Origin of the sequence: Sphingopyxis sp. H050, from assembly GCF_001468265.1 — a bacterium.
Classification (GTDB): Bacteria; Pseudomonadota; Alphaproteobacteria; order Sphingomonadales; family Sphingomonadaceae; genus Sphingopyxis.
This window is the reverse complement of record NZ_LNRZ01000003.1, coordinates 84,922-100,415: the sequence shown is the minus strand read 5'-3', so window position 1 is coordinate 100,415 and position 15,494 is coordinate 84,922. Positions and strand designations below refer to the sequence as shown.

Annotated in this window: 19 protein-coding genes; 5 read left to right on the top strand and 14 right to left on the bottom strand. The window is 66.0% G+C overall.

The window, feature by feature from the left end:
- The 5 genes from ATE67_RS06680 to ATE67_RS06665 are packed head-to-tail and all read right to left on the bottom strand — an operon-like array spanning position 1 to position 3,905.
- The gene (locus ATE67_RS06680; RefSeq protein ID WP_058816384.1) at positions 1 to 300 is read right to left on the bottom strand and encodes a YggT family protein; all 300 of its coding nucleotides are present in this window, start codon (positions 298 to 300) and stop codon (positions 1 to 3) included.
- Between the two features lie 44 nt (positions 301 to 344).
- Positions 345 to 1,253 carry an acetylglutamate kinase gene (argB, locus tag ATE67_RS06675; RefSeq protein ID WP_058815970.1) on the bottom strand — a complete coding sequence of 303 codons (909 nt, stop codon included), beginning with the start codon at positions 1,251 to 1,253 and terminating at the stop codon, positions 345 to 347.
- A complete protein-coding gene (locus ATE67_RS06670) occupies positions 1,250 to 1,909 on the bottom strand; it encodes a queuosine precursor transporter (protein ID WP_058815969.1) in 660 nt (219 codons plus the stop codon). The genes argB and ATE67_RS06670 overlap by 4 nt, the downstream gene beginning before the upstream one ends.
- Before the next feature lie 43 nt (positions 1,910 to 1,952).
- Positions 1,953 to 2,099 carry a hypothetical protein gene (locus tag ATE67_RS21330; protein ID WP_156416933.1) on the bottom strand — a complete coding sequence of 49 codons (147 nt, stop codon included), beginning with the start codon at positions 2,097 to 2,099 and terminating at the stop codon, positions 1,953 to 1,955.
- Positions 2,100 to 2,105: 6 nt separating this feature from the next.
- Positions 2,106 to 3,905 (bottom strand): alpha/beta hydrolase family protein, encoded by a 1,800-nt coding sequence (locus ATE67_RS06665; RefSeq protein WP_058815968.1) that lies wholly within the window; start codon positions 3,903 to 3,905, stop codon positions 2,106 to 2,108.
- 146 nt (positions 3,906 to 4,051) lie between these two features.
- Between ATE67_RS06665 and ATE67_RS06660 the strand changes: the two genes are divergently transcribed.
- From ATE67_RS06660 to ATE67_RS06650, 3 genes are all read left to right on the top strand, one after another.
- Positions 4,052 to 5,413, top strand: coding sequence for a NupC/NupG family nucleoside CNT transporter (locus tag ATE67_RS06660; RefSeq protein WP_082660242.1), 1,362 nt, complete (start codon positions 4,052 to 4,054; stop codon positions 5,411 to 5,413).
- 125 nt (positions 5,414 to 5,538) lie between these two features.
- Positions 5,539 to 6,150 carry a beta/gamma crystallin-related protein gene (locus ATE67_RS06655; protein ID WP_058815967.1) on the top strand — a complete coding sequence of 204 codons (612 nt, stop codon included), beginning with the start codon at positions 5,539 to 5,541 and terminating at the stop codon, positions 6,148 to 6,150.
- A gap of 13 nt (positions 6,151 to 6,163) precedes the next feature.
- Entirely contained in the window at positions 6,164 to 6,475 is a 312-nt protein-coding gene (locus ATE67_RS06650) for an MliC family protein (RefSeq protein WP_058815966.1), read from the top strand.
- Here the strand turns inward: ATE67_RS06650 and ATE67_RS06645 are convergent.
- The 9 genes from ATE67_RS06645 to gluQRS form a co-directional block, all read right to left on the bottom strand.
- On the bottom strand, positions 6,470 to 7,612 hold the full coding sequence (locus tag ATE67_RS06645; RefSeq protein WP_197411891.1) for an epoxide hydrolase family protein: 1,143 nt from the start codon (positions 7,610 to 7,612) through the stop codon (positions 6,470 to 6,472). The genes ATE67_RS06650 and ATE67_RS06645 overlap by 6 nt on opposite strands.
- Before the next feature lie 40 nt (positions 7,613 to 7,652).
- Positions 7,653 to 8,141: a hypothetical protein gene (locus ATE67_RS06640; protein ID WP_058815965.1), complete on the bottom strand. Its 489-nt coding sequence runs from the start codon at positions 8,139 to 8,141 to the stop codon at positions 7,653 to 7,655.
- Positions 8,142 to 8,211: 70 nt separating this feature from the next.
- Positions 8,212 to 8,685 (bottom strand): MAPEG family protein, encoded by a 474-nt coding sequence (locus tag ATE67_RS06635; RefSeq protein ID WP_197411890.1) that lies wholly within the window; start codon positions 8,683 to 8,685, stop codon positions 8,212 to 8,214.
- Positions 8,686 to 8,750: 65 nt separating this feature from the next.
- Positions 8,751 to 9,617, bottom strand: a complete 867-nt coding sequence (locus ATE67_RS06630; RefSeq protein ID WP_058815963.1) for a 3-hydroxyacyl-CoA dehydrogenase NAD-binding domain-containing protein — start codon at positions 9,615 to 9,617, stop codon at positions 8,751 to 8,753.
- 167 nt (positions 9,618 to 9,784) lie between these two features.
- Positions 9,785 to 10,771, bottom strand: a complete 987-nt coding sequence (egtD, locus tag ATE67_RS06625) for an L-histidine N(alpha)-methyltransferase (RefSeq protein WP_058815962.1) — start codon at positions 10,769 to 10,771, stop codon at positions 9,785 to 9,787.
- A gap of 1 nt (position 10,772) precedes the next feature.
- Entirely contained in the window at positions 10,773 to 12,038 is a 1,266-nt protein-coding gene (gene egtB / locus ATE67_RS06620) for an ergothioneine biosynthesis protein EgtB (protein ID WP_058815961.1), read from the bottom strand.
- A 270-nt stretch (positions 12,039 to 12,308) separates the two neighbouring features.
- Complete coding sequence (locus ATE67_RS06615) at positions 12,309 to 12,890, bottom strand: cob(I)yrinic acid a,c-diamide adenosyltransferase (protein ID WP_058816382.1); 582 nt, start codon at positions 12,888 to 12,890, stop codon at positions 12,309 to 12,311.
- A gap of 136 nt (positions 12,891 to 13,026) precedes the next feature.
- Entirely contained in the window at positions 13,027 to 13,251 is a 225-nt protein-coding gene (locus ATE67_RS06610) for an HIG1 domain-containing protein (RefSeq protein ID WP_058815960.1), read from the bottom strand.
- Between the two features lie 9 nt (positions 13,252 to 13,260).
- Positions 13,261 to 14,112 carry a tRNA glutamyl-Q(34) synthetase GluQRS gene (gene gluQRS, locus ATE67_RS06605; protein ID WP_058815959.1) on the bottom strand — a complete coding sequence of 284 codons (852 nt, stop codon included), beginning with the start codon at positions 14,110 to 14,112 and terminating at the stop codon, positions 13,261 to 13,263.
- A gap of 170 nt (positions 14,113 to 14,282) precedes the next feature.
- Between gluQRS and ATE67_RS06600 the strand changes: the two genes are divergently transcribed.
- Positions 14,283 to 14,849, top strand: coding sequence for an HNH endonuclease (locus tag ATE67_RS06600; protein WP_058815958.1), 567 nt, complete (start codon positions 14,283 to 14,285; stop codon positions 14,847 to 14,849).
- 175 nt (positions 14,850 to 15,024) lie between these two features.
- Entirely contained in the window at positions 15,025 to 15,441 is a 417-nt protein-coding gene (locus ATE67_RS06595; protein ID WP_058815957.1) for a YbaY family lipoprotein, read from the top strand.
- Positions 15,442 to 15,494: the final 53 nt, after the last annotated feature.

Genomic DNA, 15,494 nt, shown 5'->3' with positions numbered 1-15,494 from the left:
TCACGCCATCCCGGCGTTCATGCCGAGCTGATAGAGGTAGCCAAGCACCGGGCCGCGCAGGATGATGAGCAGGATCAGCACCAGCATCGGGGTCAGGTCGATGCCGCCGAAATCGGGCATGATCCGGCGGAAGGGCCGGTATAGCGGCTCGGTGATCCGGTCGAGCACATACCAGAGCTGGCCGACGAAATCATTGTGGGTGTTGATGACGTTGAACGCGATCAGCCACGACATCACCGCCTGGACGATGATGATCCACCACAGCACATTGAGCAGGATCGACAGAATATCGAGCATCATGAAATACAAGGAAGGTCTCCGGCCGAAAGGGTCGTAATACCGCCTTAGCGGTGAATGAGCGTGCCCGCACCCCTTGCGGTGAAAATTTCCAGCAGCATCGCATGCGGAATGCGGCCATCGAGGATGACGGCAGCCTCGACCCCGGCATCGACCGCCGCGACGCAGGTCTCGACCTTGGGGATCATGCCGCCGGTGATCGTCCCGTCGGCCTTCAACGCGTCGATCGCGGTGCGGTCGAGGTCGGTCAGCAGCGACCCCGCCTTGTCGAGCACGCCAGCAACGTCGGTGAGCAAGAAAAAGCGCTTGGCGCCGAGCGCACCCGCGATCGCCCCGGCCATCGTATCCGCGTTGATATTGTACGTCGCGCCGTCGGCGCCGAGCGCGACCGGCGCGACGACCGGGATGAAATTGTCGCTCGCCAGATTGGTCAGGATCGTCGGATCGACCGCAACCGGCTCGCCGACGAAGCCGAGGTCGACGTGGCGCTCGATCCCCGAATTGGGATCGGGTTCGGTGCGCTTGACCTTCTCGGCAAGCACCAGATTGGCGTCCTTGCCCGAAATGCCGACGGCGCGGCCGCCGAGCCCGGCGATCCAGCCGACGATTTCCTTGTTGATCTTGCCCGCAAGGACCATTTCGGCGACCTCGGCGGTCGCGGCGTCGGTGACGCGAAGACCGCCGACGAAGGTCGATTCGATCCCGAGCTGCTTCAGCATCCGGCCGATCTGCGGGCCGCCGCCGTGGACGACCACCGGATTGATCCCGACGGCTTTGAGCAGCACGACATCCTCTGCGAAATCGCGCTGCGCCTCGGGATCGCCCATCGCATGGCCGCCATATTTGATCACGAAGGTCTCGCCGGCATAGCGCTGCAGATAGGGCAGCGCCTCGACCAGCGTTTCGGCCTTGGCGAGCAGATCGGGCATTTTGGAAGGGTCGGTGGTCGACATCATGCGGTTGCCTCTGGCGCCTGCGTCCCGTCCAGACGGCGGCCGATGGCGACCACCGCCATCACGAGCAGCGGCACCATCACCGCCGACAACACGACCTTGGCGATCATCTGGCCGAGCATCAGGTCGGCGATCGGGCGCACACCGTAAAAGCTGACGGTGATGAAAATCAGCGTATCGATGATCTGGCTGAGCGCCGCAGCGACGAAACCGCGCAGCGGCAGCAGCCGGCCGTTGTTCGCGGTCATCCGCGCGAAGATCCAGACGTTGAGGCTGACCGACACGCCATAGGCCAATATGCCAGCGGCCATCATCCGCCATCCCTGTCCGACGATGATCGGGAAGGCTTCCTTCGCGGGCTCGTACATCCCCTCGTCGGTCGGCAGTTGCAGCACGAAGACGGTGAGGATAATCGCGAGGACCAGCGGAATGAAACCGAAGCGAACCAGCTTGTCCGCGACCGCCCGGCCGTGCAGTTCGGCGATGCCGCTGGAGATCGCAATCAGCGTCAGAAAAGGGAAAATCCCAGCTTCGACGGCGAGCGGGCCGAGTGCGACCTGTTTCGCGCCGAGGAAGCCGCCGAGCGGAACCATGCCGCCGTAGAGGATTGCAAACAGCAGCAGCGAGGGCGCGATCAGGCGCGAGGAGCTATTTTCCATCGAGGCCGCTTAATCGCTTTTGCCCGCGCTGGAAAGACACCGCTCAATCGGGCGGGTTATGCTTGGTCAGAAACGCCTCGATCGACTGGAGCAGCTTGAGCCGGTCGGCTTCGCGCGTGAAATAATGATCGGCGAGCGGCAGCGACACGAATTCGACCGCCTTGCCCGCCTTGGTCATCGCCGAATACATGCGCGTCTACTGGCTGTGATCGACGGTGATGTCCTTCTTGCCGTGGATCAGCAGCAGCGGCGTCCTGATCCGGTCGATCGCGTTGATCGGCGAAACCGCGGCGAAATCCGGAGTCATTTTCTGCCACTGGCCGCGGTGCAGATTGGCGCGAACCGATCCGCCGAAATCATTGACCTCGCGGCGCAGGTTCGCGACCCCCGCGATCGAGATTGCGCAGCGATACTGCTCGGGATCCTTCACGACGCCCCACATCGCGGCATAGCCGCCATAGGAAGCGCCGACGATGCAGACGCGCTTCGGATCGGCGATGCCCTCCGCGACGGCCCAGCGCACACCGTCGGTGATATCGTCCTGCATCGCGAAGCCCATCTGCCCCTGTCCCGCGCGCTCGAAATCGCCGCCATAGCCCGTCGAGCCGCGGAAATTGGGCTGCAGCACCGCATAGCCACGCTCGGCCAGAAACTGCGCCCAATAATCGTAGGAGAGCTCGTCATGGCCCCACGGCCCGCCGTGCGGCATGACGATGAAGGGCAGCGATTTCGGGTCGCGCCCGCGGGGAAGCGTCAACACGCCTTCGATCCGGAGCCCATCGCGCGCCTTATACTGCACATATTTGGCGCGCGACAGCCGCCGGCCGCCGATTGCATTGTTCATCGTCGCGAGTTTCGACAGTTCGGCCTTCGTCGAATCATAATAATAGAGCAGCCCCGGATTATCCGGCGTCGCGATGCGGACCAGCAATTTGGTGAGATCGCGGCTGTAACTGTCGATTGTGACGCGCGACTTGGGTGACGTCGAGGCAAGCGTTTCCTGCATTTGCACCATCGCGGGATCGAGCCACCGGACTGGCTGGTCGTCGTCGGATGTGTACACGCCGATAAGCTTCGTCGCGTCGGGCGAGCGGATCGCCCCCTCGATATCGCTCTTCTCGGGCGAGACGACGGTGCGCACTTCGGCGCCAGTCGACAGATTCACCTCGACGATTGCCGTCCGGCCGTCGTCTAGATCTTTATAGATCAGCCCGTTGTCGGTGCCGGGCACGAAGATGAAGGGGATCGCCAATCGCTCGTCGTCGCGAAGCCGCGCGCTGTCGATCGTGCGAAAGCTGCTGCGGGCATCGGCACGATAGAGCAAGGTCGCCTTCGTCGTCGTATCGCTGTAGCCGATGCCGTAGCGGACCCGGCCGAGATGGTCGGCGCCCCAGTCGAGCACGCTCACCCGCCCCTTGACCTCCACCTTCTTGCGTCCGGTCGTCACGTCGACCCGGTACACCGTCGGCCAGAACGCCTCGCCCTCATAGATCGAGTTCTGCGCCGCGACCAAAATCTCGTTGCTGCCGTCGGTGGGCACCCATAGCACGTCCGAAGCATTCTGCCCGCCGACGTCCCACAACAGGCGTGTGACCTTGCCCGTCGTCCGGTTGACCGCGATCAGACGCGACACGTACCAATTATCCGCCTCCACAGGCACGAGCGCGCGCAGGCCGACGATGATATTGTCGTCGTTGACCCACTGGATCCAGCCGATCTGCGTCTGGTCGGGAACCGCAATCCCGATCGTCTTGCTGCGGTCGCCGATGGCGGGAAGGATCCCGATATGCTGCGCGCCGTCCACGGCGAACAGGCCGGCGATATGGCTGCCGTCGGGCGACAGCGCGGTCATTTCGGCGAAGGGAAGCCGGGCGAAGGCGGCGGTCGGCAGCGGTTCGAACTTCGCCGACGCTGTTGCCGGAATGGCGGTATCGGTCTGCGCCGCCAGTGGCTGAACCGCGGCCCAAAGCGTCGCCGCAACGATCAGAAATCGCATTTCATTCCCCCTTGCCCACCGCCGGATTATCGCGGGACAGCGCCACCGCCAAGCGGCTTTGCGACCAATATGGCGGCCTGCCCCTTGCCCCCTCGGCAAAGCCCGTTAGACAGGCGCAATAAACTTGCGGGGGACGCACAGACATTATGGAACGGCTTATCGGTTTGCTCGGCATCGTCGCATTGCTTGCGATCGCCGTGCTCTTTTCCTCGAACCGGCGCTGGATCCGCCCGCGCGTCGTCGTCCCCGCCTTCCTGCTGCAGGCCGGCTTCGCGCTGCTCGTTCTCGGCACGCCGTGGGGCCGCAACGTCATCCAGGCGATGTCGAGCGGGGTGTCGAACCTCCTCGGCTATGCCAAGGCCGGCACCGACTTCATCTTCGGCCCGCTCGCCAGCCCCGACATGGGCGGACACAGCTTCGCCATCGCCGCGCTGCCGGTGATCATCTTCTTCGCCTCGATGATCTCGATCCTCTATTATCTCGGCATCATGCAGCTGGTGATCAAATGGGTCGGTGGCGCGATCCAGAAGATCACCGGCATCACCAAGGTCGAGAGCCTCGGAGCGGCCGCCAATATCTTCGTCGGGCAGAGCGAAAGCCCGCTCGTCATCCGCCCCTATCTGGCCGGGCTGACGCCGCCGCAGCTGTTCACGGTAATGACGGTCGGCATGGCGGGCGTCGCCGGCACGATCCTTGGCGCCTATGCGAGCATGATCGGCGAGCAATTGCTGCCCTATCTGCTCGCCGCGAGCTTCATGTCGGCGCCCGGCGGCATCTTGATGGCCAAGATCATGATGCCCGACGATCCCAAGGATCTGGGCATCGAGCCGGTGATCATGCCCGAGGCGAGCCACGACGAGGAAAAGCCCGCGAACATCATCATGGCGGCCGCGCAGGGCGCGCAGACCGGCGTCCGGCTCGCGGTCGCGGTCGGCGCGATGGTGCTCGCCTTCGTCGCGCTCGTCGCGCTCGCCAACGGGCTGCTCGCCGGGATCGGCGGCTGGTTCGGCTATCCCGACCTGTCGTTCCAGTCGATCATCGGCACGATCTTTCGCCCGGTGATGTGGCTGATGGGCGTGCCGTGGGACGAGAGCGCCGCCGCAGGCGGGCTGTTCGGGACCAAGATCGTGCTCAACGAATTCGTCGCCTTCATCGACCTGGGCAAGGTACAGGGGACGCTGTCGCCCGCCGCGATCGCGATCGCGACTTTTGCGCTGTGCGGTTTCGCCAATTTCAGCTCGATCGCGATCCAGATGGCGGTGACGGGCGGCCTCGCCCCCAATCAGCGGCCGATGATCGCCAAGCTGGGGCTGAAGGCGTTGCTGGCCGGCAGCCTGTCGAATCTGATGTCGGCGGCGCTCGCGGGGTTGATCCTCAGCGTCACGCCGCTGGCCGCCGCGCCTGCACCGGCGGCGCCTCCTCCGGCCGAGGCCATCACCGCTCCGGCAACCACGCCGGAGGCTGCCGCCGACGCGGCTCCGGCCACCGAGCCTGCCAAGACGCCGTGACCGGCCGCGGCGGCGGCATGGTTGACGCCGGTTCACCGTGATAATTTGCAAGCGGCTCCCGCACGGCGTAAACTCCGGAACCATAACGAGTCCCGGGTCGCGTTTCGCTGAAATGGGAGGCTGTGATGAAAACCGCTTATCGTTTGTCGATCCTTGCCGCAGCCGCGGCGTCGATAGGGGCGGGATTTCTCGCCACCTCGAGCGCCCAGCCCCCTCAGGACAAGATGTACCGGCCGCCCGAGGCGACGATCTATCGCGACGCCGCCTACCGCGGACCCGCCGTGTTCATCGGCGAAGCCAAGCCGAATCTGGGCCTGTCGTGGCCGGTCAATTCGATCCGCGTCGCCAGCGGGAGCTGGGAACTTTGCGAGAAGACCCGCTATCGCGGCGCCTGCCGCACGGTAGACCGCGACACACCGATGTTGAACAATGTGCTTCGCGGACTGACGATCCAGTCGATCCGGCCGACCGCCACAGGCGGAGGCTGGAACCCGAATCCGCCCGCGAACGATCAGAGCACGCGCGGCAATTTCGCCGAATTCCATACGCAGCCGGGAACCAACGGCTATCGCGCTCCCGCCTGCACGAGCGGGTCGTCAACCGCGGCCTGCGCCGCCCGCACTGCCGACGCCTGGTGCCGGTCGATTGGCTGGAACGGGTCGGCGCGCGAGCATATGGAAACGGTCGGCGGCCGCGAATATCTGGCCGACGTGCTGTGCGTTCGCTCGGGCTATTGAGAGGAGCAGGACGATGAAACCGGCGATCCTGATCCTTGGCGCAGCGCTCGCTCTCGGGGGCTGTTCGGGCGTACCGGAGAACAGCGGCACCAGCTATGACTGCAACCGCGGCACGAAGCTGAAGGTCGACTATGTCGGCAACTCGGCGATCGTGCGCGTCAACGGCATGCGGTCGATGGTGCTGAAGCAGACGCCGTCGAACGGCGGCCCGGTCTATGAAAACAGGACCGGGGCGCGGCTGGCGCGAAACGGCAACGAGGTGACGTGGAACACCGCGGCGCGGAGCGCGCCCGAAAGCTGCCGCGTCGTCTACACGCCGCTATAGCGTCATTTCGGCGAGGGCCGCGCGGACCTCGCCGACGAACAGGTCGGGCTGCTCCCACGCGGCGAAATGGCCGCCGCGGGGCAGCTCGTTCCAATAGACGATATTCTTGTACCGACCCTCGGCCCAGCGGCGCGAGAGGCGCATGATCTCGTTCGGGAACAGGCTGCACCCCGTCGGCACATGAATTTCGCCGAAGCCGAACTGCGCGAAGCTGTGCCAATAGAGCCGCGCCGACGAGGCCGCGCTGTTGGTCAGCCAATAAAGGCTGACGGTGTCGAGCATCGCGTCCTTCGACAGCGCCTTTTCGGGGTGGCCGCCGATCGACTGGCCGCCGGGCTGATGCCCGCAGTCGGTCCAGCCGTGGAATTTCTCGACGATCCAGCACATCTGCCCGACCGGCGAGTCGGCGAGGGCGTACCCCACCGTCTGAGGCCGCGTCGCCTGCTGGGTCGAATAGCCATTGTCCTTGGCGCGATACCAGCCGAAGCGGGCGAGATAGGCCTTCTCGGCATCGGTGAGGTCGCTCATCGTCGCCGGATCGGGCTGGCCGACGATCATGTTGACGTGGATGCCCGCGCAATGACCGGCGTGATTGCCGCCGATCGCGCAGGTCACCGCGCTGCCCCAGTCGCCGCCCTGCGCGAAATAGCGGTCGTAACCGAGCGCCCGCATCAGGGCGTCCCACGCCGCTGCAATATGCTCGACGCTCCACTTGGCCTCGGCCGGCTTGCCCGAAAAGCCGTAGCCGGGGAGCGACGGGATCACGAGATGATGGTCGGCCGACAGGGGTTCGATGACATCGAGGAATTCGAGCACCGAGCCCGGCCAGCCGTGCGTCAGCACGAGCGGCCGCGCCGCGGGGTTCGGCGAGCGGATGTGGAGGAAATGGATGTCGAGCCCGTCGACCGTCGCGAGATAATTGGGATAGCGATTGAGCCGCGCCTCTACCTCTCGCCAGTCGTAATGCTCCCGCCAATAGGCTGCGAGTTCCTGCGCATAGGCGAGCGGGACGCCCTGGTCCCAGTCGTCGACGGTCTCCTTTTCGGGCCAGCGCGTCCTCGCCAGCCGATCGCGCAGATCGTCGAGCGCCGTCTGCGGCACATCGATGGTGAAGGCCCGGATATTCGCGACATCCATATCAATCCCCTCCCTCGCTACCCCTATAATGGGGAGTGTATCAGGGCCGCGCGGGCGCCTTGCAACCGCGTTGCAGCCCGACCCCTTTCAGGAAGCCGCGCCGCACCGTCCCGGCGTAGACCGCCGCGGCATAGCGCCGCCGTTCGGCATTGGCGCCGGTGACTTCGCCGATCAGGCCGCGAAAGGGGATGATCGATCCGGCCAGGCTGCCCGCGACCCGCCCGGCGGTTTCTTCGCGTTTCTTGGCGCGGTCCTTGTCGACGGTTTCGTTGACATCGGGGCCGAGCACGTCGTTGAGTTCGGTTATTTCGCGGATGATCGCCGAACATTTGCCCATCCCGGCGAGCGAATAGGGATCGCCCTGGATCGCCAGCAGCTTCGGGGGCGCTTCCTTGCCGTCGAACGGCTCGGTCACCTGATTGGCGGTGTCCTTGATGGTCGATTCCTCGGGCGAGCCCTGTTGCGCGTGCAGCGGCACGGCGGTGGTCAGCAAAAGAAGCGAAAACAATCCGGCGAATTGGCGATTCATGACGGGCTCCTGTTGCGGCGGCGATGGCGTCTTTTGCCATGCTAACGCCCTTCGGCGATTTAAGCTCCTGTCAATTGCCGATGGCGAGCGCGGCCGCCGCGAGCAGCGCCGCGGCGGTCGGATAGAAGGTTAGCCCGAAGCCGAAGGCGCGCCCGGGGCCGCCGCGCGCATAGCCGCGTGTGAAGGCGATGCGGCCTGCGACAAACAGCAGGACGAGCGCGGCGATCACCCCCATGCGGTCGGGCGGGAGCAGCGTTGCCAGCGCCAGATGTGCCGGCAGCGCGAGCACCACCTGTTCGAGCGTGTTCTGGAGCTGCGCGCGGCCTTCGCGGACGGGCGCGCTTTCCGTCGGTGCCGCGCCCCCGCCGATATCTTCGGCCGAGGTATAGCGGCCATGGGCGACGCGCCCGATGGCTACAAAGAGGCAGGCGAGCAGCGCGAGATCGAGGCGGAGAGCGAGCAGCAGCCGCGCCAGCGGATCGTCGCTCCGCGCCACGATCGTGTCGCGCGAAAGCCAGCCGGCGAGGATGACAATCAGGGACACGGCCGCCGCAAGCGCGGCCCCGCGGACGACCCCGCGCTGCTCGCGCCCGAGGTCGGCCGGCGGCGTCACCGCGTCGGCACGGGCGCCTCGCCCGTCCAGTCGTAGAAACCGCGCCCCGCCTTTTTGCCGACCCAGCCCGCCTCGACATATTGGACGAGCAGCGGCGCGGGGCGGAATTTGGGGTCGCCGGTGCCACTCTGCAGCACGCGGATGATTTCGAGGCAGGTGTCGAGGCCGATGAAGTCGGCGAGCGTGATCGGGCCCATCGGGTGGTTGAGGCCCAAACGACACCCCGCGTCGATGTCCTGCATCGTCGCGACGCCCTCGCCCAGTGCAAAGATCGCCTCATTGATCAGCGGCATCAGCACGCGGTTGACGATGAAGCCCGGCGCGTCGTTGGCGTGGACGATTTCCTTGCCGAGCCCGCGGCCATAGGCCTCGACCTTTGCCAGCGTGTCGTCGCTGGTCGCCAGGCCGCGGATCAGCTCGATCAGCCCCATCACGGGCACCGGATTGAAGAAATGCACCCCGATGAAGCGCGCCGGGTCGGGCGCCGCTTGCGCCAGGCGGGTGATCGGGATCGAGCTGGTGTTCGAGGCCAGAATCGCGCTTCCCGAAAGATGCTGGCCGACGCTGGCGAAGATCGCACGCTTGATCTCCTCGCGCTCGGTCGCCGCCTCGACGACGAGGTCGGCGGGGGCAAAGGCGGCGTGATCGGCGACGGGGGTGATGCGGCCGAGCAGCGCGTCGGCGTCGGCCTGCGTCAGCTTGTCCTTGGCGACCAGGCGGCCGAGCGCCTTGGCGATGCCGGCCTTGCCGGCTTCGGCGCGGGCGATGTCGATGTCGGAGAGGAGCACCTCGTGGCCGGCGCCCGCCGAAACCTGCGCGATGCCCGCGCCCATTTGCCCTGCCCCGATGACGCCGACGATCATATACTGTCCCCTATTATTTCCAAAACACCCCCCGCCGTTCGCCCTGAGCTTGTCGAAGGGCCGTTCTTGTCTTGCGACCGGCGCAACAAAGAAGGACGGTCTTTGGGCAAGCTCAGGACAAACGGCGTAAGGGAGCGGCCCTCGCTCTACGTTCTAGCGCTAGCGCGTCAAGGGGCCGAGCGGAACTCGGTCGCTTCGGCGAGGATCAGCGCGAAGGCGGGATCGGCATCGTCCCAGGTCGCGACCGGCGTCCAGCCGCCCGCGCGGAGCAGCAGGTTCGCGTCGCGCGGGCCGTATTTGTGGCTGTTCTCGCTATGGATCGTCTCGCCCTTTGCCATCGAATAGGTCCGGCCGTCGACGGTGAAGTCCATGTCGCAGGCGGCGACGAGGTGCATTTCGATGCGCGCATGAACATCGTTCCAGATCGCGCGATGGCTGAAATTCTCGACCGGGATCGTCCCGCCGAGCTCGCGGTTGATGCGTTCGAGCAGGTTGAGGTTGAACGCCGCGGTGACTCCCGCCGGGTCGTCATAGGCGCGTTCGAGGATGGCGATATCCTTGATCCGGTCGACCCCGATCAGCATCAGCGACCCGTCGCCGAGCGTCGCACGCCAGCCCCGCAGCAGATCGATCGCGGTGCGCGCGACCATGTTGCCGATCGTCGAGCCCGGAAAGAAACCGAGCTTCGGCAACGGACAGATTTCGCGCGGCAGATCGACGCGCTGGGTAAAATCGGCCTCGACCGGATAGATGGCGAGCCCCGGAAACTGCGTCGCGAGCGCCTCTGCGCTGTCGCGAAGAAAATCACCCGAAATATCGACGGGGACATAGGCGGCCGGGTCGATCGCCTCGATCAGCAGCGGCGTCTTGGTCGAACTGCCCGAGCCGAGCTCGACGACGGCGCGGCCGGGGCCGATCGCCGCGGCGATTTCGGCGGCATGACGGGTGAGCAGATCGGTCTCGCTGCGCGTCGGATAATATTCCGGGAGCGCGGTGATATCCTCGAACAGCGCCGAGCCGGTCGCGTCGTAGAACCAGCGTGCGGGGACGGCCTTCGGGCGCTGCGAGAGACCGGCGTGGACGTCGGCACGAAAGGCGATGTCGACCCCCGTCGCGTCGGCATCGACCTGCCGCAGGTGGCGTACAACGCCCATGTCAAAGATCCTTCGCGAGGCGGACGCCGGTGAACTGCCAGCGTTGGTGGGGGTAGAAGAAATTGCGGTAGGAGGCGCGCAAATGGCCGCGCGGCGTGGCGCAGCTGCCGCCGCGCAGGACGAACTGGCCGCTCATGAACTTGCCATTATATTCGCCGACCGCGCCGGGTGCGGCACGAAAGCCGGGATAGGGGCGGTAGGCGCTGCCGGTCCATTCCCACACGCTGCCGAACATCTGTTGCAGATCCGTGTCGGGGGTCGCGGGCGCGGGCTGCACCGGCCCGGCGGCATCGAGCTGCTGGCCGCCATCAGGGTCAAGCGCCGAAGCGGCGGCTTCCCATTCGTGTTCGGTCGGAAGGCGGGCGCCCGCCCAGCTGGCAAAAGCATCGGCCTCGAAGAAACTGACGTGCGTGACAGGTGCCGCCGGGTCGATCTCTTGCCATCCCGACAGGGTGAAGGTCCGCCCTTCGCGCCAATAGGCCGGCGCCTGAATATCCTCTGCCTGCACCCAGGCCCAACCGTCGCTGAGCCACAGCGAGGGGGTGTGATAGCCGCCGTCGTCGATGAACTGGCGCCATTCGCCGTTCGTGACGGGGCGGCTGGCCAGCGCATGCGGAGTCAGCAGCGTGTCGTGGCGCGGGCCTTCGCAATCAAACGCGAAGCCGGCGCCGTCATGGCCGGCCGCCGCGACGCCTTCGGCGCCCTTCACCCATTTCATCGCGGAAAACTGCGCAACTTCATTCGCGATTGCATTGTCCCACACCGCCGGGCCGAGCGGGTTCTGCGCGAAGAGATGCTTGATGTCGGTGAGCAGCAGCTCCTGATGCTGCTGTTCGTGATGGATGCCCAGCTCGACCAGCGCCTGCGCCGCGGACGGCAGGTCGGGCAGCGCAGTCTGTACCGCCGTATCGACATGCGCGCGCCAGACGCAGACATCGTCGAGCGACGGGCGCGTCAGCAGCCCGCGGTGCGGGCGCGCGTGGCGCGGGCCCTCGGCCTCGTAATAGCTGTTGAAGAGATAGGCGTAGCGATCGTCGAAATGCCGATAGCCGGGCAGATGGTCGCGCAGCACGAAGGTTTCGAAGAACCATGTCGTGTGCGCGAGATGCCATTTGGCGGGCGAGGCGTCGGGCATCGACTGCGCGCTCGCGTCGGCGTCGGACAGCGTCGCGACCAGATCGAGCGACAGGCGCCGCGTGGCAGAAAAACGGCGGGCCAGTTCCTCCAGCGGATCGGTGCGGTGCGAAGCGTCGGTGCGGCTGGCCATGATGAGACAATCCCCCGAAGTGCGATTCGGTTTCGCTGTGGGATGGATTATGGTTACGGCGACGCGGATTGTCTAGAACGTTTAGGGAACATGGCCTCCTGTTGCGCAGCAAGGGGGAGGTGGCAGCGCCCTTGGACTGCCTTGCAGGCGCTCACGATAAACTGCGCCTACGGCGCAGGCTAATGAGCGGGCCATGACGCAGCTCCTCCACCATCCGCTTCGCGGACGGTGCCCCCTCCCCACCGCCACGCGGCAGGGAGGACGTTCAGATCAGCGCGTCGCGCCGGGCTTCCAGAGAATGTCGCCGCCCGCCGCCGCGTTGATATGCCGCGTCACCACGAAGAGATGGTCCGAGAGCCGGTTCAGATAGGTGAGCGCGAGCGGGTTGAGGTCGCGCTCGGCATCGGCGGCGACAGCCGATCGCTCGGCCCGCCGCGTCACTGCGCGCGCCAGATGGAGCCGCGCCGCGGCTTCGGTGCCGCCGGGCAGGATGAAGCTGGTGAGCGCCTCGAGATCGTCGTTCATGCGGTCGATCTCGTCCTCGAGCCGCGCGATCTGGCTCGGCACGATGCGCAGCGCCATGTCGTGCGGGCCGAAGCCGAACTGGATGTCGGGCGGGGTCGCCAGATCGGCGCCGAGGTCGAACAACTCGTTCTGGATGCGGCCAAGCATCCGGCCATGCTCGCCGTCCGGATTGAGCGCGGCAGCGGCGAGGCCGACCCAGCTGTTCGCCTCGTCGACGTCGCCGATCGCCGCCATCAAGGGCGCCGACTTGGCGATGCGCGAGCCATCTACGAGGCCGGTGGTGCCGTCGTCGCCGGTGCGGGTGTAGATCTTGTTGAGCTTGACCATGTCAGACAACCCGGGATTCGAAACGATCATCCCGCTTCGTTCGCATCGAGCGAAGTCGAGATGCCGCTCGGGCCGGGCGCAAGGTCGATGGGTGTCTCGACTTCGCTCGACACGAACGGGAAAGGAAGTAACCGGCTCAGCGCGTGCCGGCGGTCACACCGATGATGATGAGCAGGATGACGGTGATCGCCTGCCACTTCACGCGGGCCATCATCATCTTGTTCTGCAGCACCTGATTTTCATGGACGGTGCCGTCGATCGCGGCCTGATGGCCCCTGGCGAAATGGATCAGCCCGCGCGCAAGCGAGAAGAGGACGAGACCGGCCGCCGCAACGACCCCGAGGACGAGCAAGAGTTGCATATCCTCTATCTAGGGCATTTGCAGCGAATATCCAGTGGGAAGGCGTCCCGCCACGAGATCGGCGGCGAGCGCGCGTCCGTCGCCGCCCGCTTCGCGGAGCGAGGCGAGCGATGCCGCAGCATCGCGCTTGGCGAGCCGCTTGCCGTCTGCGCCGCAGACGAGGGCGTGGTGGCGGTAGAGCGGGGTGGGCAAGGCGAGGAGCGCCTGGAGCAGCCGGTGGACATCGGTCGAGGCGACGAGGTCGGCGCCGCGGATGACGTGCGTCACCCCCATCGCGGCATCGTCGAGCGTGCTGGCGAGATGATAGCTGGCGGGGGCGTCCTTGCGCGCGAGCACGACATCGCCGTGCGCGAGCGGGTCGGCGAAGCGCGGGCCCTGCCCCGCCTCCTCCCAGCGCAGGTCGCCCGCGACCGCGACGGCCCGCGCCATGTCGAGACGCCAGCAATGCTGCTCGTCGGCGAGGCGGCGGGCGCGCTCGGCTTCGGACAGCGGTCGGCAGGTGCCGGGATAGATGGCGCCGGAGGGGCCGTGCGGCGCGGCAAGGCTGGCGGCGATATCGGCGCGGGTGCAGAAGCAGGGATAGACGAGCCCGCGCGACCGCAACTCTTCGAGCGCGGCGGCATAGGCGCCGAGATGCGCCGACTGGCGTATCGGATCGCCGTCCCAGTCGATCCCGAGCCAGGCGAGATCGGCGAGCGACGCCGCGACGAAGGCTTCGCGCGAGCGGCTGCCGTCGATGTCGTCGATGCGGATGCGAAAGCCTCCGCCCGCCGCGCGCGCCGCCGCATGCGCGAGCGCGGCGCTATAGGCATGGCCGAGGTGGAGATCGCCCGTGGGACTGGGCGCGAACCGCGTCAGCATCGGGCGGGTCCCGAAACCATATCCAGTGGAGAAGTTTCGCGAATCATTCCATATCTTGCGGCAAATGCCCCCTTGACGTCAGATTCTGATGCGGCATGTAATGACGCTGTCATGCAGGGAAGGCAGTGGCGCGCCATCCCGCGCAGCATAGGGGGCAGCGTTACCGAGCCATGTTCCATCCCGATCTTGCCCGGCATCCCGATTCCTGTCCGGCCCTTGTTCTCAACGCAGACTACACGCCGCTGAGTTACTATCCGCTGAGCCTGTGGCCGTGGCAGACCGCGGTCAAGGCGGTATTCCTCGACCGGGTGACGATCGTCGAAAATTACGAGCGCGAGATCCATTCGCCGACGCGCACGATGCCGATCCCCAGCGTGATCGCGCTCCGCCAATATGTGAAGCCGTCCGAACATCCGGCCTTCACCCGCTTCAACCTGTTCCTGCGCGACCGCTTCGCGTGCCAATATTGCGGGTCGGGCAAGGATCTGACGTTCGATCACGTCGTCCCGCGCCGGCTCGGCGGGCGCACGACGTGGGAGAATGTCACGACCGCCTGCGCCCCGTGCAACCTCAAGAAGGGCGGCCGGACGCCGCAGCAGGCGCGGATGCCGCTCTATCGCCAGCCCTGGCGCCCGACGAGCTGGCAGTTGCAGGACAATGGCCGCGCCTTCCCGCCGGGCTATCTCCACACGAGCTGGATCGACTGGCTCTATTGGGACGTCGAGCTGGAGGGCTGATCAATTCTCCTTCGTCATCCCCGCGAAGGCGGGGATCCAGCTTTTTCTTTGCGCCTTAGCGCCTTTGCGTGAGACCCGTTTTTCTTGTTTCACGCAAAGGCGCTAAGGCGCAAAGATAAGGTACAATAAGCTGGATTCCCGCCTTCGCGGGAATGACGAGGTAGGAGATTAGACGATGCTCCGTTTTGCCGCTCCTTTTACGATAGCGCTCACGCTTGCCGCCTGCGCCTCGACCGGTGTGCCCGCCGAACGCACCGTCGCCGTCACCGGCAGCATCGCCTATGGCGAGCGCATCGCGCTGCCCCCGACCGCCGAGATCGAGGTGCGGCTCGACGACGTCAGCCTCGCCGACGCGCCCGCGAACAATATGGCGACGCAGCGCTTCGCCAGCGAGGGCAAGCGGGTGCCCTTCGCCTTCAGCCTGACCGTCGACCGCGCCGACATCGATCCGCGGCACAGCTATGCCGTGTCGGCACGCATCACCGACGCCGACGGCAAGCTGATGTTCATCACCGACACGCGCAACTCCGTTACGTTCGGGAGCGGATCGACGGTCGATCTGGGAACGCTGACTCTCGTCAAGACGCACTGATCTGTCGCAAGCATAGCTATGCGCGGCTTGACCCCACGCCTTCGCAGGTGCAG